Here is a 23,264-nt window from a genome sequence, read left to right as displayed (position 1 = left end):
TTTCCTAATCACTTCAATTACCGCTTTCCAACTTGTATCCCTATCAATTTTTCAACCATCTCCATATGTGCATCTTTCGGATACGACTTATACAGGTAACTGGCTAACCGAACGGGATCTCCGAAAAAGTAGCGTTCATATTGGGTTTGTCTTGTGCCGAATGCGCTCATGGTGAGGTCCCAAGCGAGACGGAAGATTTTCACCCGGTCTTCTGCAGACTGGTTTGCAGCTTGTAAATAGTGGTGGAGGTCAGGAATGCGCTCAGATTGAAAGTCTTTTTCGGTAGGCAATGTAACCATTCCACTCGCTCCGATCAGCTGAATGATTTCACTAAATCGTGGATAGAGTTTCGGAAAGATGTTGCTTGCAACTTGCAAAGGTAACAGGCTTGGTCGCATATAACCTGCTGTATCGACTGTTGCGTCCATTTCGGATTTTGCGAGCAGTGCTTTCATCGTTTCAAGCCCGATGATGATTTCCGATAGTTTTTCATGAATGTGCTGATATTCACTGATGTTAATCGTTTGTACAAGCAGTTCGGCGACACTTAGCATGAATTCGGTTTTGACGATTTGTCTCGTGATGACTTGGTGAAACGTGAAAGGTTGAAAGGAACTTGCACCGAAAAAGGTTGCGGCGACTTCGGGAGCATCGTAGAAAAATACACGTTCCCAAGGGACTAGGACGTTATCAAACACGACTAGTGAATCCATCTCATCAAATCGGGAACTGAGTGGATAGTTGAACGTTGACGTGCCTCCGACAAAAGATTCTCGGCAAATGAAACGCAACCCCTTTGAATTTGAGGGGATGGAAAATGCGAAAGCTTCCTCAGGTTCACAAAGTAGTTTCGGTGTACTGAATACGAGAATTTCATCTGTCAATCCACCTTGAGTCGCAAGAAGACGTGCTCCTCTAATGATAAGCCCATCATTTGTTTTCTTTACAACTTTTGCAGCAATTGGTTCGTCGCTACATTCGAAGTAAGCTTGAGATCGATTCACTTGAGGTGTAATGAAAGTATGGGTGAATGAAAGATCATTATCTCTCGCTTTTTCATACATAGCTAGCATATGTTGAGGAAAACAATTCTCCTTTCCCTCCAATAAATAACGCGAAGAGGCAAAACTCATCATGACTGTATTTAAATAATCAGGACTTCTACCGAGTAGCCCGCAAGTTTGGCGAGCCCACTGTTCAATCATACGTCTTCTCAACCGTAATTCCTCGATTGTGCGAGGTTGCATGAAAGATAAACCGACACGTTCTTTTGTAGTTGGTGACGTATAGGTCATTTTTTGTAACAACTCTGGGGATACTTGGGCATCATACAAAGCGGCTTTTGTGCGCAGAATTCCTTTAAAGGCACTATTGTCAGAAAGTGGTCCTTTTACTTGCATACCGTCAAGCCAAATTTCATTATTGAGTGAATTGATCTTTTTAAGAAAATCACTGCCATTTATCGCTCCCACATCATTCCCCCGTATGTGTTTTTTCTAGTATATTACCAACTATTTTCATGTGACAAAGAAGCATGATTTTTCCGTGTTCAACCATTCTATAGAAGAAGAAGTGTTTGCGTTTAGTATGACGATCGTCGTTACATGAAAAAATGAACGTTTTGTATGTGAATATAAAAGTTAAATGATGAACATTATTTTTAACGCGTTATATTTTTTTATAAAGCGAATAAATTCATCTATTGAATTTTCTCACTTAATGACGTAAACAACTGATAGGTATGTAAAAATTAAATAATGTATTACCTGAAATTGTTGAAGATGCATAGGGGAATATCGATTAATATCTTGTGATTTAAGAAAGTAAAACCTATTAATTTGATGTAAAAATAAACTTAAACAGTTGACGTATAGACGATAGTAGCGTAATTTAACCACTTTAGGTAAACAATATATTTACTTGGAATGCCTTTATTAGCATCAGAAGAAATTCAACCGGTGTTAGTAGTAATGTTGAGAGGAGTGAAGGCATGAAGTTAGACCAGCCAAAAACGGACTGGCCCGTATTAATGATTAGTGGTGGACTACTCGTTGCATTCGTAGTCGCATCGTTACTCAATTTAGATTTCGTCACGAACGCAGTCGATACGTCATTTGCGTTTGCTGTAAAATATTTTGGAGCATTTTGGCAAGCACTTCTGTTAGGTGTCTTTTTTGTCGCAATCGGTATTGCCCTGTCAAGTTATGGACGCGTGCGTCTTGGAAAATTAGAGAAACCTGAGATAGGGAAATTTAAATGGCTAGCAATGATTATGACAACCTTACTAGCGGGGGGCGGTGTGTTCTGGGCCGCTGCGGAACCGATGTATCATTTTATTAGTACGCCGCCAACATTTAATGGCGTTGAGCCAAGTACAAAGGAAGCGGTCATTCCGGCACTAGCACAAAGTTATTTGCACTGGGGGTTTCTAGCATGGTCGATCCTCGGTACACTGAGCACGATCGTTTTAATGTATGCACACTATCATAAAGGAATGCCGCTGAAACCTCGCTCGCTGCTCTATCCAATATTCGGAGAGAAAATTATGACGAAGAGTGCGCTAGGGACAGCGGTCGATGCATTTGCCATCATTTCTGTAGCAGCTGGAACAATTGGACCGATTGGATTTCTTGGTTTGCAAGCGGCATACGGCATGGAAGCGATATTCGGTATACCGAATAATATGTTTACGCAAATCTTCATTATTGTAGGTGTTGTAGCGATTGCAATGATTTCAGCAATCACAGGGCTCCGAAAAGGGATCCAGTTTTTAAGCAATCTGAATATCTTGTTAACGTTAGTATTAATGGTTGTCGTCCTTTTATTAGGGCCAGGTGGGTTTATTCTTACGAATTTCTTATCTGCATCTGGTGTGCATTTGCAAGAATTTCTACGCATTAGCACGTACCACGGAGATTCTGAATGGCTTGGATTATGGACGGTTTTTTTCTGGGGTTGGTTTTTAGGCTACGGTCCAATGATGGGCGTTTTCATTTCTACGATTTCAAGAGGACGGACAATTAGAGAGCTTGTTGTATCAATATCCATTATTGCTCCTGTCGTAACGTGCTTCTGGTTTACGGTTGTTGGTGGATCAGGAATTTTCTACGAGTTACTGCAACCGGGTGTAATTTCTAATGCGCTGAACAGTGCAGGCATGCCAGCAGCAATGATCGCAATTACGCAGCAGTTGCCGTTCAGTGTCATCATTGCACCTGCCTTTCTAATTGTTACGATTTTGTTTGTTGTGACAACAGCAGATTCAATGTCCTATACCATTTCGGTAGCAGTTCGAGGAAATTCTAAGCCACCAAAGATGTTACGGATCTTTTGGGCGATGATTATGGGAGCAGTCGCAATCGTCCTTCTAGCAATTGGAGAAGGGAGCATCACTGCCATCCAATCATTCATTGTCGTGGCGGCTGTTCCGGTTTCCTTGTTTCTACTTCCGTTGCTTTGGACAGCCCCGAAAGTTGCGGGGATTTTAGCGCGTGAACAGTTTCCTGTCGCGCAACAGGTTGTTCGCACTGAAGACGATCATGCAAAAATTGATAAACAAGACGACCATACACAAAGCGTATGACTGCAAAATGAGAAACGTCAGCACACTTACTCTGTGCTGGCGTTTTTCTTATGCGGATAAATGATTTACTCCTTTCAAACGAGGGTACGATTAGAGAAGTGTATATTCGTGACAAGGAGGAGAGTCAGATGGATAACAAATACGATTTAATTGTCATCGGAACAGGAAGTGCAGGCGCAGTTGCTGCAAAAAAATGTTCAGAGGCAGGATGGAGTGTTGCGATCATTGACGACCGACCATTTGGAGGGACATGTGCAATCCGAGGATGTGATCCCAAAAAAGTCCTTGTAGGCGCAGCAGAATTAATGGATTGGCACGAGCGGATGCAAGGGAATGGTCTTGCTGGACATGCAAAGATTGATTGGCAAGCGTTGATGGCATTCAAGCAAACTTTTACACAACCGGTTCCTGAACAAACAGAAGAAAAGTTTAAAAAACTAGGCATTCAGATGTACACAGGCAAAGCGGTGTTCCAAAGTGAAACGGAAATACAAGTTGGATCGCACTTGTTGGTGGGCGAGCATATTTTGATTGCCGCAGGAGCTCAACCTGTAAAGATGGGGATTCAAGGGGAGGAGCACTTAGCGTCCAGCGACGATTTTCTAGAGCTTGAAGAACTGCCGAGAAAAATCGTCTTTGTCGGTGGTGGATACATCTCCTTTGAATTTGCGCACATTGCCGCTCGCGCAGGAGCTGAAGTCCATATTATCCATAGAGGAGATAATCCCTTAAAGCAGTTTGATCAAGATCTTGTCCAACTATTGTTGAAACGTTCGCGAGAAATTGGCGTACACCTACACTTAGGCGTCTCTGTGGAAGAAATCGAAAGAGAAGGTGACCAATATACCATTATCGGAGCAGCGGGTGAGAAGCGACATGAATGGGAAGCTGATTTAGTCGTTCATGGAGCTGGTCGCTCGCCTGCACTAAATATGGACTTGGAAAAGGGGAATGTGGAAAGCGATAAGAATGGTGTCCGTGTCAATGAGTATTTGCAAAGTGTGAGTAATCCACGTGTATATGCAGCTGGTGACGTTGCTGCAACGGACGGTCCTCCTTTGACACCAATTGCAACAACCGAATCTCATATTGTTGCGGCAAATTTACTAAGGGGCAATGAGAAAAAAGCGCAGTACCCAGCTGTTGCATCTGTCGTTTTCACCACTCCAAAACTCGCCTCAGTAGGCATGACGGAACAACAAGCAAAAGAATGTGGAAGGGAAGTAGACATACGTTTCGAAGAAGTGTCTGATTGGTTTACGTATCGACGGACAAATGAAAGGCATGCAGCGTTTAAAGTCATTACCGATTCGCAAAAAGGAGTTGTTCTAGGGGCGCATCTATTAAGTGGTGAAGCGCATGAACTCATCAATCACTTTGCAACGGCGATCCGTTTTGAGTTGCCCATTAAAGAACTAAAGAAAATGGCATTTGCTTATCCTACCGTTGCGTCCGATATTTCTTATATGATTTAGCAAAAAAGAGGGGGTTGTCCCAAAGTACGATAGCAATCGACTAAGGAACAACCCCTTAAATTAATTTGTAGGAGATGACAGTACATATAGAAATGTTCGCCACAAACTTATTGAATTAGAGAATCTGCGTCAATTCTGAATTCAGTACCCTTTGGGCTTGAAGGATTACACCTGAAGCTGTTAAGCCGTAAACGGAATAGATTCCACCGTTTTGATTTGGAACAATTTCCACTTCATATTGAAGCGTTCCTGCACCTAAACCCAAGTTGCGAACAGTCGATGCATTAGCCGCAGCGGCAAAGTTTGTGGAAGTAATGAGTTGTCTTGTCCCGTTTAGACGGAAAACTCGAACAACACCTGTAAGCATACCTCCTGTGCGATTCAGGATTTTTATTTGAACGGAAGTTGCATTAGATGGCAAGTTCCCGACGTTTTCGATCGGTCCAGTTGTATAAGGCATTCAATACACCTCCTTCTAATAAGCTCTATAATCTGCAGATTACACTATCATTCTATTCGCGGTTTTGTACATGTACTGAACGATTGAATCAAATCAGTAATAAATATTGTTGAAGATATGGGTATATTCATTGAGTGGAATGGTTGATTGCTCATTAAAAAGATTTTACAAACTGTGTGAGTCCTAACGTGGAAATATTTTGGTGATCAGTTACAGCAGAAGCGTGATGATGGACAAAATGAAAATACATGAACCGAATCAGTACGAATCGGCTCATGTATTGTAGGTCATAATCGTATAGTAATTTTGATTGTTAATAGAGCTTGTCTGCGAATTAATCGCTAGAGGGGCTAATTAGTATAGAAATATTGAATGGTTAGCTCTCTACACCACGATAGCCCGTTTCTGCTTTAAAGCGCACTTCTGCATAGGAAGTTTCTTCAGCTTCGTGACGTTTGGCGCCAACATACGTACCGACAACTGCAGCGATGAATCCTGCAGGTATCGAAATGATTGCCGGATTGACGAACGGGAAGAGTGGTTCGCCTACGAAGAATGCAGCTCCAGGAACTGGGTTAATGACGTTTGGACTGACAGATACGAGAATAAGCGCCGTAAATAACCCGGTCAGCATCGAGGCGACTGCACCCGTTGTATTGAATTTTCGCCAGTAAATCGTCATCAATAACGTTGGAACATTGGCGGATGCCGCGATACAAAACGCTAGAGAAACAAGGAATGCGACATTCAATTTTTCTGAACCAAGCGCCAAAAGAATTGAAACGACACTGACACTGATTGCCGCAATACGGGCTGCTAACACTTGTTGTTTCTCTGAAACTTTACCTTTCATAATAATTTCACCATAAATGTCATGCGCAATAGCGGATGCACCTGAAAGCACTAGCCCTGCAACTACGGCAAGAATTGTTGCGAATGCAACGGCAGCTACGAAAGATTCAAGTGGATCTCCGCCAAGGACTCCTGCAAGCATAGGAGCAGCCATATTTCCGGCCGGGTTTTCAGCAATGATGGCTTTCGAACCGACAAACTTTGCTGCGCCGAATCCTAGGAAGATTGTAAGTACGTAAAAAATACCGATAATCCAAACTGCATAAACGACAGAGGAGCGAGCGGTCTTTGCATCTTTCACTGTAAAGAAGCGCATCAAAATATGTGGCAGTCCTGCTGTTCCAAGAACGAGTGCAAGTAAAACAGAGATCAGTCCAATTGGATCTTTGTAGACGACTCCGGAATGAAGGAAGGATTCTCCGTGATCTGTCGCAGTACGCATAACGTCAAACATTCCAACGAAATTGAAGTTGAATTTCATTAACACAAGGAATGAAATGACGATTGTCCCAATCATAAGCAAAATGGCCTTTACAATTTGTACCCAGCTCGTTGCTGTCATACCACCAAATAAGACGTAAATGAGCATCATCACGCCGACAATGAGTACAGAAAGCATATAATCAATACCGAATAGTAGTTTAATAAGCGCACCAGCACCGACAAGTTGGGCAAGCATATAGAAAAGTACAATCGTAATCGTATTTAGTGCAGCTGCTCCACGAACTTTTTTCGCACCAAAACGAGAACCAATCATATCGGCCATCGTATACTTCCCAAGGTTACGAAGCGGTTCTGCAATTAGAAATAGAACAACCAAATAGGCAGTTAGAAAACCGACACTATAATAAAACCCGTCAAAGCCATTTAAAGAAATTGCACCGGCAATACCTAGGAAAGAGGCTGCCGATAAATAATCCCCAGCAATCGCCATACCGTTCTGCCAGCCGGTCAGAGAACCGCCAGCCGTATAAAAATCACTGGCTGTCCTTGTTTGTTTGGCAGCCCAATACGTAATGTAAAGTGTTAGCAAAATGACCGCAAAAAAGATTGCAACAGAAAAAAAGTTCATAGTCCAATTCCCCCTTATTGTCGAACGTGCTTGTCAAGTACATGGTCTACTTCTTTGTCGAATTGTCTCGATTTCTTTACATAAATTTGTGTAAACACCCATACCATGACGAATAAACCGAACGCATAGACCCATGTCCACGTCATCCAACCGATTGCGCGTGTTTCGAGTATCGACGTATAGCCAGTTAACACAGGCAACATTAGATAAATGGTAAAGAATGCGATGACATAAGGTGTTAAAAAGCGGTTTTTCTTCTTGACGAGCTGCTTGAACTCGGGCGTTTCAATAATCCGTTCATAATCAGACTGTTGTAACGGACCAGACGTTTTACCAAGTTTTTTCTGTTCTCTCGACTTGACTGTCACTAACTCCCATCTCCTTTGTCTATAAAAAATTCATCTGTTTCCTTGTCTAAAACAAAATAGATCCCCCAATCGATTTTGTCGAAATACCAAAGAAGCACATGTCTGTGTTCAATCTACCAAAATGACAGAAAATAATCAATATTATTTTTTAATAATAATTATAATTATTCTACTAATAAGAACTTAAGGTAGGTTTAAGTCAATTGGTTGTATGTCCGGACATAAAAGGAGCTTCAATATCTTAAATGAATAAAAAAATTCCACCGAATCCGATGTTGGATTGATGGAATCTTTCTATTCTCAGCCAGTAAATTGATCTGGAGAAATTTTCTTTTTAATGCGCATGGCAATTACATATACGATAACAGAGACAAGTAGTGATTGAACTGCTGGTAAACCCATCGGTGTTATATATTGTGTAATATAGCCGACGATGACACCTGCTACAACAGCAATTGTCGCCATCCAGTTCCAACCTGGGCACTCTACCCATTGTTGTTTACGGATGATGAAGAAGTCTCCCATCATTACACCACCAATTGCCGGGTATAAGAGGGCAGTCAAGTAGAGGAAGTCCTCAAAGTATTGAAGAATTCCAGCTAAGGCGACGATAATCGCTAAAATTGTACCAAGAAGAGTCAATAGTGCGCGTCCTTTACCAGAGTTCACATTCAACAAGTTTGCTAAAGCTAATCCCATACTATAGTTATTAACGAGTTGTGATGTCCAAGTAGCTAACCAAAGAATTAGGAAGCCCCAAAACGGGAAGCCTAAGTTCATCATGACGTTCACAATATCCGCTTCCCCGACACCTACGGACATGATTGCACCTACTAGGAATAGAGGAAAACCGATAACCGCAATTCCACTTGGGATAATCCAGTTATCTTTCCATTTAGGTTTTGCATACCGCGTGTAGTCAGAAGCAATTACCCATTGAGACACGTTTACCCCAATAACTAAACTAATTGCTGCTAGAATTGTCATGCTTGGTTCAGGATTCCAAGCCATGATTGTGTCCCAACCTGTATTTTTCATTGTAAGATAAATTCCACCAATGATGAGGAGTAATCCCGATGGAACCGCAAGATAGTCTGTCCATTTCATAGAGTTATAACCAATAATAGAAGGTAGTGCGAAAAGAAGACCTGCAATTGTTGTAATGAGTGCCCAACCTAACCAGTTTGTATGATAATCAATGCCGAACATTGCAGACATTGCATTCCCGGCTACAGCTGTTTGTAATGCCCACCAGCCGAGCGACACAATGAAAATTGTGAAACCGACAATGACACGAGCCTGTACCGAACCGAAGCTGGATTTCGCGATAACAGAAGAAGAGCGACCTGTTTTTGCACCAATATAACCTTGGAGAGCGTTCCCAACCCATTGAAAGCCGAAAAGTGCAATGATTAGAATGAGCAGAATTTTACTCATACCGAAACTAGCTGTAAGTGAAGCGCCTACCATGAGGACGGGGATTGTGAATTCCAAACCCCCAAAAATAATTGCAGGCGTTATCCAATGTTGTCTTTGACCTTCTGGGACAGGTGCTAATGCATTATCTTGTCCAAGTATATTGTGTTCTGAGTTGTTACCGTTTTGTTGTTGTTCCATCGTTTCACCCCTTAGTTAAGCTTAAAAAGATTAATTATTCAGATATTTTTAATGGTAGTTCATATAAAGTTTGTTGTATAGTTCGAGAAAGCTTCGATTAGTAAGGATACGAAGCTTTCTCAATTTTTTTTGCGAGTTATGCTTTGACAAGCGCAAAGATTAATTCAACTGGTTCGTCTCCTGGATTTTGGCACCAATGAACTTCACCGGCAGGAATGAAAGATGCTTCGCCTGCTGATATTTCAAAAAGTTCACCGCCAGATTCACCAATCAGTTTGCCTTTTGTAATAAAGGAATACTCTTGTTCTTCATGGAAGGTTGTCCCTTCAGCAGGGAGACGTTCTCCTGCAGGAACTGTGACATAGCCAAATTTCACTTCTGCGTTTGGAAATTGATCATGAAATAAGTTTTGAACAATTTCATTCGTGTTCTGAGGTGTTTGTTTTTTCATTGTCGTTAATCCCCTTTATTGTGCTCTGCCAGCAAGTTCTTTGTAGTCAAATGTGTTTGTATCTACTTCTACGTAGAAAATGTCTCGTGCTTCATCCACTGTAAAATAGCCATTTTTGACGTCACTTGCCACTTGTGCAGCAGGGCGTTCTTTCGGATTTCCGTAACCTCCACCAGTACCCGTCATAAGGCGAACAACGTCATTTTTATTCAGTTTATATCGAGGATATACACCAAACGGGCCGTCTGTTGTGCCATCTGCTTTATCCACATAAAATTCGTTTGGTGATCCTTGATGCCCCTTGTCGATGCCCCATGGTAGGAACTTATTGCGGCCATAGGTTACAGTGACTGTTTGGCCATCAGTCATCGCGCGGTATGAACGAGTGACTCCTTTTCCGCCGACATACTTTCCGGCGCCTGCACCGTTACCGTCTTCTCGAAGGCTGTACTCATCTAACATGACGCCATATCTCGTTTCTGCAACTTCGACTGGAACGTTGTACGTTTCGCCGTCTCCCATGCAGAATTGGCCGGAAGCCCCATCATTACGATTCGATGCACCCCATCCACCGACAGAAGGTTCAACGATAAGGAAAGCCTCATCAGTTTCGTGATGCATGCCATTTAAGGTGACGGCACAAACCGATAGGAAATGCCCGGCATTTAAGCGTTCTGGCAAGTGTGGTGCCATTGCTTTCCAAACGAGATCCAAACTCCCTAATAGTGTTTCAAAATAGTTGGACACTGGTACGGGACGTTCTGCTGACATAATCGATTTTGGATCTGTGATGATACGCAATGGGCGGAATACACCATCATTGACATCCTGAGCTGGGTTCGTAATGGCTAAGAAAATTGCACGGACGGCAGATGTTAATCCTGTGAGCGAACAGTTCATCGGGCCAGGTACTTGAGGTGAACTTCCTCTAAAGTCACAGATGAATTCATCATCCGTAATTGTCACTTTTACTTTAATAGGAAATGGTCCGTTCCCAATGCCATCTGTGTCGATGAAGTCTTCTGCATAGAATTCACCTTTGGGCAATTTCTTTAATTCTTCTCTAGAAATCTTTTCACCGTGATCAAGCAAATAGTTGATCGCTGCAAGAATCGTATCTTTCGAATGTTTTTTACACAATTCTTGTAAACGACGGTCTCCTGTACGCAGTGCTGCAACTTGTGCCCACATATCACCGAGCGAAAGATCAGGGAAGCGAACGTTGGAGCGAATAATTTCGACGAGTGCATCGTTCACTTTTCCTTCATCATAAAGTTTTAGACAAGAGAACTGGAGACCTTCTTGGAAAATATCCACCGAGTCGTTCGTGAATGATCCCGGGTCCTTCCCACCGACTTCTGTCCAGTGTGCTTTATTGGCTGAAAAGGCAATGAGCTCACCTTCAAAAAAGATTGGCATGACGAGGCCGACATCTGACAAATGAGAGCCTCCACCTTGGTACGGGTCATTAATGATAATAATGTCTCCTTCTTTTAACTTGTCGCCAGGGTATTTCTTTAACGTCTCTTTCACCATGAAGGTTAACATCCCGATAAACCCGGTAACCCCATTACCTTGTGTAAGAAGATTTCCTTTTGCATCAGTAAGACCACTAGCATAGTCAAGCACTTCATAAATTATTGGGCTCATCGACGTTCTTGCAAGAGCGACAAACATCTCGTCTCCCGTCGCTAGGAGGGAGTCTTTAACGATTTCGAGTGTAAACGGATCGACTTTTGAAGTAATGGTCATATTAGTTTTCCTCCTTTTCGATGATGATATTGCCGTATTCATCTACATAGAGCTTTTGTTGCTTATAAATCACTGTGACAGCCGCTTTTTCTTCTACAATCGCAGGACCCGCCACAACTTTGTTTGTAGGAAGTTTTTCACGATCATAAACCGGCGTTGTTACCCAACCATCGTTTTCGTAATAAACAGAGCGCTCTTCTTTTAATGCTTCAGTGATTGCACCGTCTTTAAGTTGTTTTGAAATGGTTGGTTTTTCTACTTTCCCAAACGCAGTAACATGAAGATTTACAATTTCTGTTTGAACATCTTCCAGTTTGAATGTAAAGTTCTTTTCGTGAAGGTCATGGAACACTTCAATTGCTTTTTGTTTATCATCTTCAGTCCACGTACCATTGCTAACAGGTACTTTAACGGTATGTTCTTGACCTAGATAACGCATATCAGCAAATCGATGGAACTCAACATTTTCTGCTGGCATTCCTTCTTCTTCAAAATGACGGAACGCGTTCGTTTCAATGTCTGTCCATGATTGATTAATTTCTTCCATTGTTAATTCATTCATCCGCTTAATATACGTTTGAATATAATCATGGCGAAGGTCGGTCATAAGCATGCCCCAAGCCGAGAACACGGGTGAAGCAATCGGAACAACGACTTTTTTTACACCAAGCTCTAAAGCTAAAGCTGGAGCATGCATCGATCCTCCGCCACCAAATGCAAGCAAAGTGAAATCTTTAGGATTATAGCCTTTACGGATGGAAATCAGTTTCAACGCATTTAACATATTTGAATTGGCAATTCGGATAATCCCGAGGGCTGCATCTTCAGGTGAAATACCAAAATGGTTCCCAATCTTTGTCTCCATTGCATATTTCACAGCATCAAGATCGACGTCATAATCGAAGTTTTTGGAAGAAAGACGGCCTGTCAGCAAGTTGGCATCAGTCGTAGTCGGTTCTGTCCCACCTTGTCCGTACGCAACCGGTCCTGGGAATGCACCTGCTGATTGAGGCCCCACTTTTAAGGAACCTGCCTGATCAATCCAAGCAATAGATCCACCGCCATTTCCAATTTCAACAATATCGACAACGGGTGTCTTAATCGGATAACCAGCATGTCGGCTGTCCTTTTCGATGTAATAGTCCGTCGAAACTTTTACTTCACCATTTTCAATAAGCGAGCACTTTGCAGTCGTTCCGCCGATATCGAAAGCGATAATATTCTTTTCATCGATCATTTCACCAAGAACAGCTGCACCGAAAATTCCCGCAACAGGTCCGGATTCGACCATATTGATCGGAGCTTCTTTCGCTTTTTCAAACTTAGTTGTTCCGCCATTGGATTGCATAATATAACGTTGTTCGATTTCGATTTGCGCCTTTAGCTCATTTTCCAAACGATCTATATACGTTGTGGCAGCAGGTTGAACATACGCATTTAATACAGCTGTATTGGTACGTTCATATTCACGCCATTCCTTCGTAATATCACTAGAAGCTGTTACTTTCACTTCAGGCCACAGTTCTTTGATTAATTGTACTGTCTGTTGTTCGTGTGTTGGATTTACGTACGAATGAAGATAGGATACTGCAATGGCTTCCACGCCTTCTTTTTTAAAGAACTCCACACACTTTTTCACTTCATCCAAGTCAAGTGCACTTAACACTTCACCTTTATACGTAAGCCGTTCGCCCACTTCTAGTCGTAAATGACGTTCCACAAAAGGTTCAGGTTTTTGATAATTCACATTGAAAAGGTCAGGACGGTTTCCACGTGCAATTTCCAACACATCACGAAAACCTTTTGTCGTAATGAGGCCGGTTTTAGCACCTTTGCGCTCAGTTAATGCATTAATGATAACGGTCGTCCCATGGATGAACATCGATAGCGGGACTTGATCGACACCACTTTTTTTAATAACATCTAGTACCCCTTTTTCAAAATTAGGTGGAGTTGTACTGCTTTTGGCTACGCCAATTTTGCCATTTTCATCTACATATACTAAATCTGTGAAAGTTCCTCCGATATCTGTTGCTACTCTCATGTACTTCACTCCTCATTAAAAGATAATTGGTGTCACAATACTTAACACAATACTTTCGGTCGGCAATGGATTTTCCCATTGGTGAATGAGACTGGATGGAAAGTGGATTGTATCTCCTTCATACAAGTGATACTTTTCGTGATTCAAATAGAAAATGACTTCACCCTGTAATACGTAATAGAATTCCTCGCCATTATGGCTATAAGGATGTTCCTCATACATATGAGGGGGGAGGGTCACTTTTAGAGGCTCTAATTTTCTATTATTAAAAGTACCTGTCAAACGAGAATACACTTGGCTTCCAGAACTTGTTGTGAAAGGGTGATGCTCATGGGCACGTATGACAAATGTTTGTTTTTCGTGTTCATCCACAAAAAAGTAGTTGATATGAATTCCTAACGCATCCGATATTTTCTTCAGCGAAGTGATTGAAAGTGAAGAAGCCCCTCTTTCAATCTGTGATAAAAAACTAAGGGAGAGTCCTGTTTGCTCACTTAACTCTTTTAACGTTAAGTTGCGTTCCAACCGTAAGTTTTTAATCTTGTTATGAATTTCGTCCATTTTCATATCCTTTCGAAATTACAGTATAGGTGTAATGTTTATGAATATAACATAACCGATATATCGCATGCAATATTGTTTTTGAAATTAGAAGAAATTTTCATCATTAAAAAGAGAGAACTATAAAATGTTTTTTATAAAATTTGGAGTATTAAAAAGTAAGGTGTTATATCGAGGGTATATAGGTGGGATGAAGCTAATATATACAAAAAACTAATGAATTTCTATCTAATTTTATTAGCAAGAATAAGGAACAATAAAATACATATAGGCATCACGAATATCCAAACAATGTGATGCAAGATTCGTATAATATGCTGGGTATGTGTCCGAAATGAAGCTGAAGCAAATAAAAAAATCCCGCTAAAATTTAGGGGATTTCAGAGTGTAGACAAAGTCGATTATGACATTGTTTACACTTTTTAAATAAAATTTGTGATGCATAGGAAATTCTTCATCTTAATTCAGAGTTTAAAAGGGAATTGAACATTAGGGTTTATCCCTCATACGCTCAAATCCTAAGTAACGCGTTCCTTGAAAGTTTAATAGCCCAACATCACCTTCCGCCAATAAACCGTACTCTTTTCCTTTCACAGTGAACTCCATTCGATCACCGCTTTCCACTTGAAAAGTGACGTAGTAATCAGTGTGTGCAGAGGAATCACCACTGCCTCCCCATGTATTTGTCCGTTTTGTCATTACTTGCGCAGAAACCGAAAGTTGGGGAGAATTGTTATTTGTTGACCACTGGCTAACCCCTGTCACCGTTTTGACGAGGATTGTGCCGATGACGATAGCGAATATAATAAATATGAAAACCGGTACGACTGATGACATCGTACCATCGAATGCATAGAAGTCCACTTAGACAACATACCTCCTTCAGAAAACTTGTGAATGAAAACGAAATTTTGCAAGTTGATCATTTCTGTAAAATAGTTAAGTTTGTAGATCTTTTTTACAATGTATAAGCGGGTAGTTCTTACTTGCTTCGCAACTTAGAGAGCAACCGTAGAATTTCAAAATACAACCAGACGAGTGTGACCATAAGACCGAATGCACCGTACCATTCCATATACTTTGGTGCCCTTTGCTCCGCGCCTTTTTCGATGAAATCAAAATCGAGTACAAGATTTAAAGCTGCAACAATGACAATGACGACCGAAATGCCGATGCCAATGAGACCAGTTTCATGAATGAATGGCACACTCATTCCAAAGAATCGCAAAATGATATCGGCTAAATAGACGAAGAAAATTGCCCCTGTCGCTGCCACAACACCAAGTTTGAAATTCTCCGTTACTTTTATAATGCCTAACCGATAGACGAGCAAGAGAGTGAACAACGTCCCAAGTGTTAATAAAATTGCTTGTATGGCGATACCGGCATATTGTGCCTCGAACATGGCCGAAATTCCACCTACAGCAAAACCTTCAAGGAGTGCATAAAGGGGAGCGGTAAACGGAGCCACTTTTTTCACAAAAATTGTAATGAGTGCCACGACAAATCCTCCGCCAATTCCAATCCAAACAAGCGACTCAATTGAACTGCCAGAGAAGAATTGGTACCACGTGAACAACGCTGTTGAACAGAGCAACAAAAACAAGATGAACGTTTTGTTCACCGTACCGTGAATCGTCATCGCCATTCCATCGTTACGACTCAAGTTCTTAAAAGTGTTTTCTCCTAAACTTGGATTCGCTGAACGCATCATCGATCACAACCCTTCCTCATTCATTATATGTCTAGTTAACTATACGAAATCTGCTAAAGATAGTTTCAATTGTTTGTAAATATTTTTGTTTCACTGGAATTTTTACAAGCAGGGCATCTGCGTCCAATCCAGCCTCCTACATCGAACTAGAACCACACCTGTCCTCACCAAGCAAAGTCCACTCAAGAATTTCACCTGCGCATGTTCATAGACCATTATTTTCGTTATAATAGCAAAGCGTGTACTTGTTATGTACAGTAGAAGCTGTAGGGAGTTTAAACAAATACTGCGTGAATTGATTGTTGAAAGGGGAAGTATTCCTTGACTGAAATAAAAAATGTAACACTTGTTGCTGAAATTGATCATGTAGATGATAAAGGAAACGGCCAGGCTGTCATCTGGCGTGAAAGTGATAAAGGGAACAATCCACGGAAATTAAAGCTGACGATACCACAGACACTGCCTGGAGAGTCTGTAGAAGTTGTTGTGGACAATCCAGATAAGCGGAGACGAAAAGTGATGCCGCAAGAAATTCTAAAAGCCAACCCTGACCGGACGGATGCCCCTTGTCCACACTTCGAACGTTGTGGTGGCTGTGTCTGGCAACATTGGTCGTATGCAGGGCAATTGAAGCACAAAACCGCAAAGCTGAAGGCGGCCTTGAACGGTGAAGGACTGGATCCTGAACTTGTTCGAGATACAATTGGAATGGACGATCCGTGGCATTATCGCAATAAAATGGAATTCACCTTCTCGCCTGAAGGAGAGATCGGGCTCCACGAACAAGGGAATTTCCGCAAAATCATTTCACTTGAAACGTGTCTTATCGCAGGAAAAAACATGGTCGATGGCATGCTGGAAGTGGGGGATTGGGTAAAAGAGTTCGGCCTGAAAGGGTATGACAAAGATGCGCATGAAGGACTTCTGCGCCATTTGATGGTACGTGAATCGTTTGCCACAGGGGAAATGATGTTGGCGCTATTTGCGACCGAAACACCTGATGGTGAATTGGCGTTCGCAGTCGAAAACTTGGTGGAGCGGATTACGAGTAAGTTTCCGAACGTTAAGAGTTTACTCTGGCTCGTCAATACGGATTGGGCGGACCGCACGCAATCCGAAGATACCCATCTGCTTGCTGGTCGTGACTTCATCTATGATGAAATGGCAGGGTACCGTTACCGTCTATGGTTCGATACGTTCTTCCAAACGAATCCTTTGCAAGCACAAAAGCTAGTTGAACTCGCATTGGAAATGGGCAAGCCGCAAGAAGATGAAAAGATGATCGACCTGTTTTGTGGTGTCGGTACATTTTCATTGCCTTTTGCCGCGCGCGTAAAGGAATTGGCAGGTATTGAAATTGTTGAAACGTCAATCGAATCTGCAAAACGAAATGCTGTCGATAATGATTTACACAACACGACATTCCTCGCTCGAGATGCACGCCATGGACTCGACGAGATGCATGAGCGATTCGGATTTGCTGATATCCTCTTAATCGATCCACCACGTTGCGGGGCGGGCGGTAAAGTAATGAGAAGAATTGGCCGCGCAAAGCCTAAACGGATTGTATATGTATCATGCAAACCGGAAACATTTGCAACAGACGTAGCAGAACTCCTGCCGTTCGGCTACACGCTTCAAACCGTTCAACCAGTAGACTTGTTCCCGCACACTGTCCATGTGGAGTTGGTAGCATTGATGTCAAGGGTGGATGAATAAGAACTGTTGAAGTATTGGTAGAATAAGGTTTTCCAGCTGTTTTGGGGAATGTCCAAGCTGGGGAATCTTATTTTTATTTTGCTGAAAAGGAAGCGTAGTTTTCAGTAAAGGTAGGGTTGAGTTGATAGGATGACTTTTGGGTGGGGGAGTTGATAGGATAGATAAAATTAATTTTGTCTATATAACAATTGATATTGTTCGCGATTGGGAATATAATGATGTTAACTTAATTTGAAAGGGATTTTTTATATGGATTATATTTCTGCAAAAGAAGCAGCGGAAAAATGGGGAATATCCAAAAGAAGAGTTCAAACATTATGTAGTGAAGGAAGAATTAAAGGCGCGCTGAAAGTGGGGATGGTTTGGGTTATACCATCTATGGCAGTAAAACCAGCAGATAACAGAAAGAAAACGAATGATTGAAATTTATTTTATGAATTATTAGAAGGTGAAATTGTTGAGGTATTTAGGTAATAAATCAAAGTTATTAGAATTTATAGATAATGTAATAAAAAAATATGATATACAAGGTGACACCTTTGCAGATCTTTTTGCAGGTACTGGAGTGGTGGGGGACTATTTTAAAGATAGGTTTAAGATAATATCAAATGATTATATGTATTTTTCTAAAGTAATAAATAAAGCAAAATTGTTGAATGACAAGATACCTATGTTTAAAAAGTTTGTTGAGAAATACGAAGTCTCACCGTTTGAATGGTTAAATCAAAGAGTCTATAAACCTAAAGATAACTTTTTTGTTTATCATAATTATACTCCAGTTGGAAACAGAATGTACTTAACTGAAGAAAATGCGATAAAAATTGATGGGTTTAGATTAGATATAGAACAAATGTATAAAACAGAAATAATTAATGATAAGGAATATTTTTATTTATTAGCATCACTTATAGCAAGTATACCAAGAGTTTCTAACACGTCTGGGACTTACCAGGCATTTTTTAAGTTCTGGGAACCAAGATCGTTAAAAGAATTTGAAATCATACCACTAGAAATTAATGAGTGTGATTTGTATTCTGAAAATATTGTATATAGCTATAATACAAATGAATTAGTAAGAGAGATTAGTGGAGATATAGCTTATATAGATCCACCTTATACAATTACACAATATGCTAATTCATACCATCTATTGGAAACAGTAGCCAGGTATGATTATCCCGAACTATTTGGGAAAACAGGAAGAAGAGTAAAAAGGGAACTCTCGAATTACTCGAACAAACAAAGGGCATTATTTGAATTTGAAGATTTGTTCCGTCAAATACAGTTTAAACATGTTTTAGTTAGCTATAGTAATCAATCAATTATACCAATTGAAGAGCTTATAGGTTTAGCAAAATTGTTTGCTGTAGATGGTGAAGTGCATGTGGAAACGAATGAATACAGAGAGTATTCAACAAATAACTCGAGTCATAAGGGAAAAGGTAAAAAACTGAAAGAAATAATATTATATTTCGAGAAGGATCTGTCGATTAATAAGTCACCTCTAAATTATTCGGGTAGCAAAGATGCGTTATTGCCAATTATATTTAAAGAATTGCCTAAGCATGTTGATACATTTGTAGATGCAATGGGGGGCGCTTTTAATGTTGGAGCAAACGTAGTGGCAATGAATGAAGTGGTTTATAATGAATATAACCCTTATGTCTTTGGTATTGTTGAGATGTTAGTAGAGACTGAAAAAAATATCCTTACAAGTAGCATAGAAAATGTGATAAATGAATTTGCACTTACGAAGAAAGGAAAAGAACAATATTTAAATCTAAGAAGCCATTATAATGAAAAAGATAAGTCAAGTTTAAATTTATTCGTTTTACAAGTATATGCATTTCAGAACATTATAAGATTCAACAACTCACAAAAAATGAATACTCCTGTAGGAAATAATGAATATAGTGACGGGATCAGAGAACGTATTAATAGATTTAGGATAAGAACACCAAATTACCGGTTAATTAATGGTAAATTTGAAGACTTACCAATAGAAGATTATCCAAAAGATACAGTTTTTTATTTTGATCCTCCTTACTTCATAACAAAGGCTGAGTATAACGATGGTAAAAGAGGCTTAGATGGATGGGATTCTAATAGTGAGACGGAGTTACTAGAATTTTTGCTAAAAATTCATAAAGCGGGTTATAAATTCATGCTTTCTAATGTTTTATATCATGGGGAAAAACGGCATAATTTATTGATTAAATGGATAAATACGCATGACTTTAAAGTTGTTGAGATTGGTAAAACGGGAATCAAATATCCGAGAATTGAAGTGCTAGTAAAAAATTATGATTGAAGAAGGTGAGAACTTTGCGAAAACTTTTATTACCAGCGTCGGGCTTCCCAGAAAAAATAAATGCTATTGAATCAGTGAGGATTCCGCCAACAGCAATTTCTAAACAAGACTTTGTAGAAACGGCGATTTTACAAGCAATAAATACTTACAATCCAAAATTAAATCTACAGGAAGTTGAATATTCTAATATTAACAATCAATTTTCTAATCTTCCTGTTAGGGGGGGGAAGTTATTTGGAGCAATTATAGAAGATGAAGTAATTAATGCGAGTAGTGAAGATTATTATAGGAACAAAGGCTATTATATATGGATTAATAATGGTGATACGGTCGCTAGGCGTATCGTAACATATGTCTTTATACTAGACCTTGAGATGGACGGTCGTAATATTGTAGCACAATCTATCTTTCCAGAGTTAATAGAATTAATGGACATGACAATAGGAGGCCCTTGCTATAAGGTCGCTAACCATCCAGTATACATCCTTAATATGTTAGGGTCTAGAATTACTCAATCTTCCATTTATTATCCTATAGCGGGTATGATTGCAGCAGACATGGAATATATAGAAGTGTTTGCAAATACTCCAGAATTAGTAAGAGTACCATCTGATATAAGAGACTTCATAAGAAAATATGAACCTTCATACAGGGGGGCTTCTGTATATATTACACCGGAATTTGAGTTAGACTTTAGGAATAAGTCCTTGAAGATAAAAGATGATAAATTGGTTGTGGGTGATTATTTAAAACATGATCGCCGAACCGGATTATACGAGTTTAATGGTAGTTCTGAAAAGTTCTATTGGGCTAAAATATTACCTTATATATTGTTAGCCCATAAAAATGGTTACACAATAGACTATGCAGAGTTAGAGAACTTTTACAGTACCTATACTCCATTGTTTAGCAGGAGAGGAACTAAACTCCCAAGGTTTTTGACACTACTTAGGTTTATTGAAAAATTAAATTAAGGAGATTATGAAATATGCATAAACAAATTATTTACTTCGGTGCACCTGGTACAGGTAAGAGCCATTCGGTAGATCAAAGTTTGAATCATGTAAATAATGAAAGAGTGTTTAGAGTAACTATTCATCCTGAATTTACATACTCTGACTTTATTGGGCAGTTGCTACCAATGAAAGACTCAACAACAGGAGATGTAACATTTGAATTTGCTCCTGGTCCATTTACAAGGGCACTGGTTGAAGCTTATCAAAATTATAATGAGCCAGTTTATTTGGTGTTAGAAGAGCTATCAAGAGGTAACGTAGCAGCTATTTTCGGTGATATTTTCCAACTGTTAGATAGAAATGAATCTTTTGAAAGTAAATTTCCGATTCGAAATAAACAAATTGCTGATGAGATAATTCAATTACCATCTGATGAAATTAGGTTGCCGTCAAATTTTAATATCATAGGAACTGTCAATGTTAATGATCAGAATGTATTTCCAATGGATACTGCTTTTAAAAGGCGCTTTGATTGGGCGTATATCACGAGTTTACCAGTTAAAGATGATGCAGGTAATACAATTCAATCACTTAATAATCCTAAGCTTTATGTGTCATCAGATGATAATCCAGCGAACACATTAGAAACAACATGGCAATCTTTTTATACTGCACTAAATGAATTTATTACAGATAAAGAAAATGGATTAGGGAAAAACGAAGATAAACAACTCGGGCAATTTTTCCTTGTGTTCAGGGATCAACTAGTTAGTGATTCTCACTCAACAAATCAAACTGTGGCAAATCAAGCGAACATTGAAGTTATGGATATTATGAAAAATAAACTGCTCCTATACTTATGGCAAGATGTTCAAGGGCATGTAACATTTAATAATTCTATTAGCCTCTTTGATAATCAAATAAAAAGTTTTGATGATTTATATTCAAGTTATGGAGTAAAGAAGGTTTTTAGTGATGCGTTTTTAAATAACTTTTTAATTCCTAATATAAATAGATATCCTTATTAGGTTGGAACAGGGGGAGGTTACATGTCTCTGAAATACTATAATGAAGGTGACATTTTCAAGAAAAGTGAATTAGTTGAAATGGGTTTTGACATTATCGAAAGAGATTACAGGAAGAGAAATAAAGAAAATGTTAATTCTGGAGAAGTAACAGCGGACTTCGAATATGTTTTTGACTTTTCTGGTTTTTTAATTAATGATAGTTCCGAAATATGTGCGGTTTTCCCTATAAACTTTAAAGTCTATAATGAACACTCAGATACTAAATTATTATTTAATGTGATTTCAAAACATTTGCAGTTAAGACCTGAAATTTATTTTGGTTCAGAATACGGAAAACATTACAAATCCAACTATCCATTTGCAGCTTTTTTTGAGATTTACAATTATTATGAAGAGTACGGGTTATATTTTGAAGAGAAAAAGTTAATTAAGCCTAACATTGGTGGTAAGATAAACTGGAAGGAAACAATTAGAAAATCAGATAAATATTTGATTAATAATCAACTTTATTTTTTCCCTTTTTACTATGAGAAGTCTTATCAAAACATAGCATTCTTAACAGAAGCAATGATATTTGTTATAAATCACACAATAGATAAATTTAACTTTATGCTAGATATGCCTAAAGTGGATGGGTTCGCTTCAGATGAAATTTTTCTCAATAATAGAGAGGGAGTTCTCGAGAAGTTATATAGTATCAGGCAAGAGACTTTTAAAGATATATTGATTAATCTAATAGATAATTTAATAAATTATTTTTCAAATTTAAAAGAAGGTGGAACTTATTATTTGAAACACTATACGTTTTCAAGTATATGGGAAGATGCTGTTAAATTTTATTTGGAAAACCACTTTAAAGAAGTTAAAGATGGAAAACTAAAATTAGAAAGCACTAATACTATAACTAAATTTGAAAAGCCTGCTTTCAGACCTAATATAGCTAATAACAACCACTTTTTCAGTCCCGATTATTACTTTTCGTCTGGGGAAAATCAATTCATTTTCGATGCTAAATATAAAAGAGAAGTTAATGGTATGGATTATAAACAAATCTCGTATTTTTTGTTTTTAAAAAATAAAAGGGAAAACTTAAATGATTTACCAATCTATTCTTTTACACACTCAGCACTAATACTTCCCGGAGTAAAAAGAGATAGTAAACTCCATTTTAAAATGGACCCTATCTTTAATAATGAAAATGATGATTTGGTAATTTATGAAGAGTACCTAGATATAAGAGAGGTCTTAAAATTCTATACAGGTTTAACTTAGATATTTATATACTTAAAGTTTAAGGGGGA

The 23,264-nt window shown here is 39.3% G+C and carries 19 protein-coding genes; 8 read left to right on the top strand and 11 right to left on the bottom strand.

Annotated elements, in window-relative coordinates:
* Positions 1-17: 17 nt before the first annotated feature.
* Complete coding sequence (gene hpaB, locus QT711_RS10810) at positions 18-1,472, bottom strand: 4-hydroxyphenylacetate 3-monooxygenase, oxygenase component (protein WP_317944163.1); 1,455 nt, start codon at positions 1,470-1,472, stop codon at positions 18-20.
* A gap of 518 nt (positions 1,473-1,990) precedes the next feature.
* On the opposite strand from hpaB, the gene QT711_RS10805 reads away from it, so the two are divergent.
* Positions 1,991-3,583, top strand: coding sequence for a BCCT family transporter (locus tag QT711_RS10805; RefSeq protein ID WP_317944161.1), 1,593 nt, complete (start codon positions 1,991-1,993; stop codon positions 3,581-3,583).
* A 128-nt stretch (positions 3,584-3,711) separates the two neighbouring features.
* On the top strand, positions 3,712-5,058 hold the full coding sequence (locus QT711_RS10800) for a dihydrolipoyl dehydrogenase family protein (protein ID WP_317944159.1): 1,347 nt from the start codon (positions 3,712-3,714) through the stop codon (positions 5,056-5,058).
* A 115-nt stretch (positions 5,059-5,173) separates the two neighbouring features.
* Here the strand turns inward: QT711_RS10800 and QT711_RS10795 are convergent, their stop codons facing one another.
* From QT711_RS10795 to QT711_RS10750, 10 genes are all read right to left on the bottom strand, one after another.
* A complete protein-coding gene (locus QT711_RS10795; RefSeq protein ID WP_317944157.1) occupies positions 5,174-5,518 on the bottom strand; it encodes an ATPase in 345 nt (114 codons plus the stop codon).
* 376 nt (positions 5,519-5,894) lie between these two features.
* Positions 5,895-7,442: a solute symporter family protein gene (locus QT711_RS10790; RefSeq protein ID WP_317944156.1), complete on the bottom strand. Its 1,548-nt coding sequence runs from the start codon at positions 7,440-7,442 to the stop codon at positions 5,895-5,897.
* Positions 7,443-7,456: 14 nt separating this feature from the next.
* Positions 7,457-7,810 carry a DUF485 domain-containing protein gene (locus QT711_RS10785; protein ID WP_317944154.1) on the bottom strand — a complete coding sequence of 118 codons (354 nt, stop codon included), beginning with the start codon at positions 7,808-7,810 and terminating at the stop codon, positions 7,457-7,459.
* A gap of 300 nt (positions 7,811-8,110) precedes the next feature.
* On the bottom strand, positions 8,111-9,427 hold the full coding sequence (locus QT711_RS10780; RefSeq protein WP_317944152.1) for a purine-cytosine permease family protein: 1,317 nt from the start codon (positions 9,425-9,427) through the stop codon (positions 8,111-8,113).
* A 136-nt stretch (positions 9,428-9,563) separates the two neighbouring features.
* Positions 9,564-9,878, bottom strand: coding sequence for a cupin domain-containing protein (locus QT711_RS10775; protein WP_317944150.1), 315 nt, complete (start codon positions 9,876-9,878; stop codon positions 9,564-9,566).
* 15 nt (positions 9,879-9,893) lie between these two features.
* Positions 9,894-11,630, bottom strand: a complete 1,737-nt coding sequence (locus tag QT711_RS10770) for a hydantoinase B/oxoprolinase family protein (RefSeq protein ID WP_317944149.1) — start codon at positions 11,628-11,630, stop codon at positions 9,894-9,896.
* Position 11,631: 1 nt separating this feature from the next.
* On the bottom strand, positions 11,632-13,674 hold the full coding sequence (locus tag QT711_RS10765) for a hydantoinase/oxoprolinase family protein (protein WP_317944148.1): 2,043 nt from the start codon (positions 13,672-13,674) through the stop codon (positions 11,632-11,634).
* A 15-nt stretch (positions 13,675-13,689) separates the two neighbouring features.
* Positions 13,690-14,235 carry a helix-turn-helix domain-containing protein gene (locus QT711_RS10760; protein ID WP_317944147.1) on the bottom strand — a complete coding sequence of 182 codons (546 nt, stop codon included), beginning with the start codon at positions 14,233-14,235 and terminating at the stop codon, positions 13,690-13,692.
* A 489-nt stretch (positions 14,236-14,724) separates the two neighbouring features.
* Positions 14,725-15,099 carry a DUF2500 domain-containing protein gene (locus tag QT711_RS10755; protein WP_317944145.1) on the bottom strand — a complete coding sequence of 125 codons (375 nt, stop codon included), beginning with the start codon at positions 15,097-15,099 and terminating at the stop codon, positions 14,725-14,727.
* A 118-nt stretch (positions 15,100-15,217) separates the two neighbouring features.
* Positions 15,218-15,946, bottom strand: coding sequence for a Bax inhibitor-1/YccA family protein (locus QT711_RS10750; RefSeq protein WP_317944240.1), 729 nt, complete (start codon positions 15,944-15,946; stop codon positions 15,218-15,220).
* 324 nt (positions 15,947-16,270) lie between these two features.
* Here QT711_RS10750 and rlmD point away from each other — a divergent pair, with 324 nt between their 5' ends.
* The 6 genes from rlmD to QT711_RS10720 all read left to right on the top strand — a co-directional run bounded on the left by rlmD (position 16,271) and on the right by QT711_RS10720 (position 23,235).
* Complete coding sequence (rlmD, locus tag QT711_RS10745) at positions 16,271-17,668, top strand: 23S rRNA (uracil(1939)-C(5))-methyltransferase RlmD (RefSeq protein ID WP_317944143.1); 1,398 nt, start codon at positions 16,271-16,273, stop codon at positions 17,666-17,668.
* Between the two features lie 249 nt (positions 17,669-17,917).
* A complete protein-coding gene (locus QT711_RS10740) occupies positions 17,918-18,091 on the top strand; it encodes a helix-turn-helix domain-containing protein (RefSeq protein ID WP_008357747.1) in 174 nt (57 codons plus the stop codon).
* A 34-nt stretch (positions 18,092-18,125) separates the two neighbouring features.
* Positions 18,126-19,979 (top strand): DNA adenine methylase, encoded by a 1,854-nt coding sequence (locus QT711_RS10735; protein ID WP_317944142.1) that lies wholly within the window; start codon positions 18,126-18,128, stop codon positions 19,977-19,979.
* 14 nt (positions 19,980-19,993) lie between these two features.
* Positions 19,994-20,953: a hypothetical protein gene (locus tag QT711_RS10730; RefSeq protein ID WP_317944141.1), complete on the top strand. Its 960-nt coding sequence runs from the start codon at positions 19,994-19,996 to the stop codon at positions 20,951-20,953.
* 14 nt (positions 20,954-20,967) lie between these two features.
* Positions 20,968-21,963 (top strand): AAA family ATPase, encoded by a 996-nt coding sequence (locus tag QT711_RS10725; protein WP_317944140.1) that lies wholly within the window; start codon positions 20,968-20,970, stop codon positions 21,961-21,963.
* A 21-nt stretch (positions 21,964-21,984) separates the two neighbouring features.
* Entirely contained in the window at positions 21,985-23,235 is a 1,251-nt protein-coding gene (locus QT711_RS10720; RefSeq protein ID WP_317944138.1) for a hypothetical protein, read from the top strand.
* Positions 23,236-23,264: the final 29 nt, after the last annotated feature.

Origin of the sequence: Sporosarcina saromensis (assembly GCF_033253735.1) — a bacterium.
GTDB classification, from domain to species: domain Bacteria; phylum Bacillota; class Bacilli; order Bacillales_A; family Planococcaceae; genus Sporosarcina; species Sporosarcina saromensis.
The sequence above is the reverse complement of the archived record's forward strand: the minus strand, read 5'-3'. Positions and strand labels throughout refer to the sequence as shown.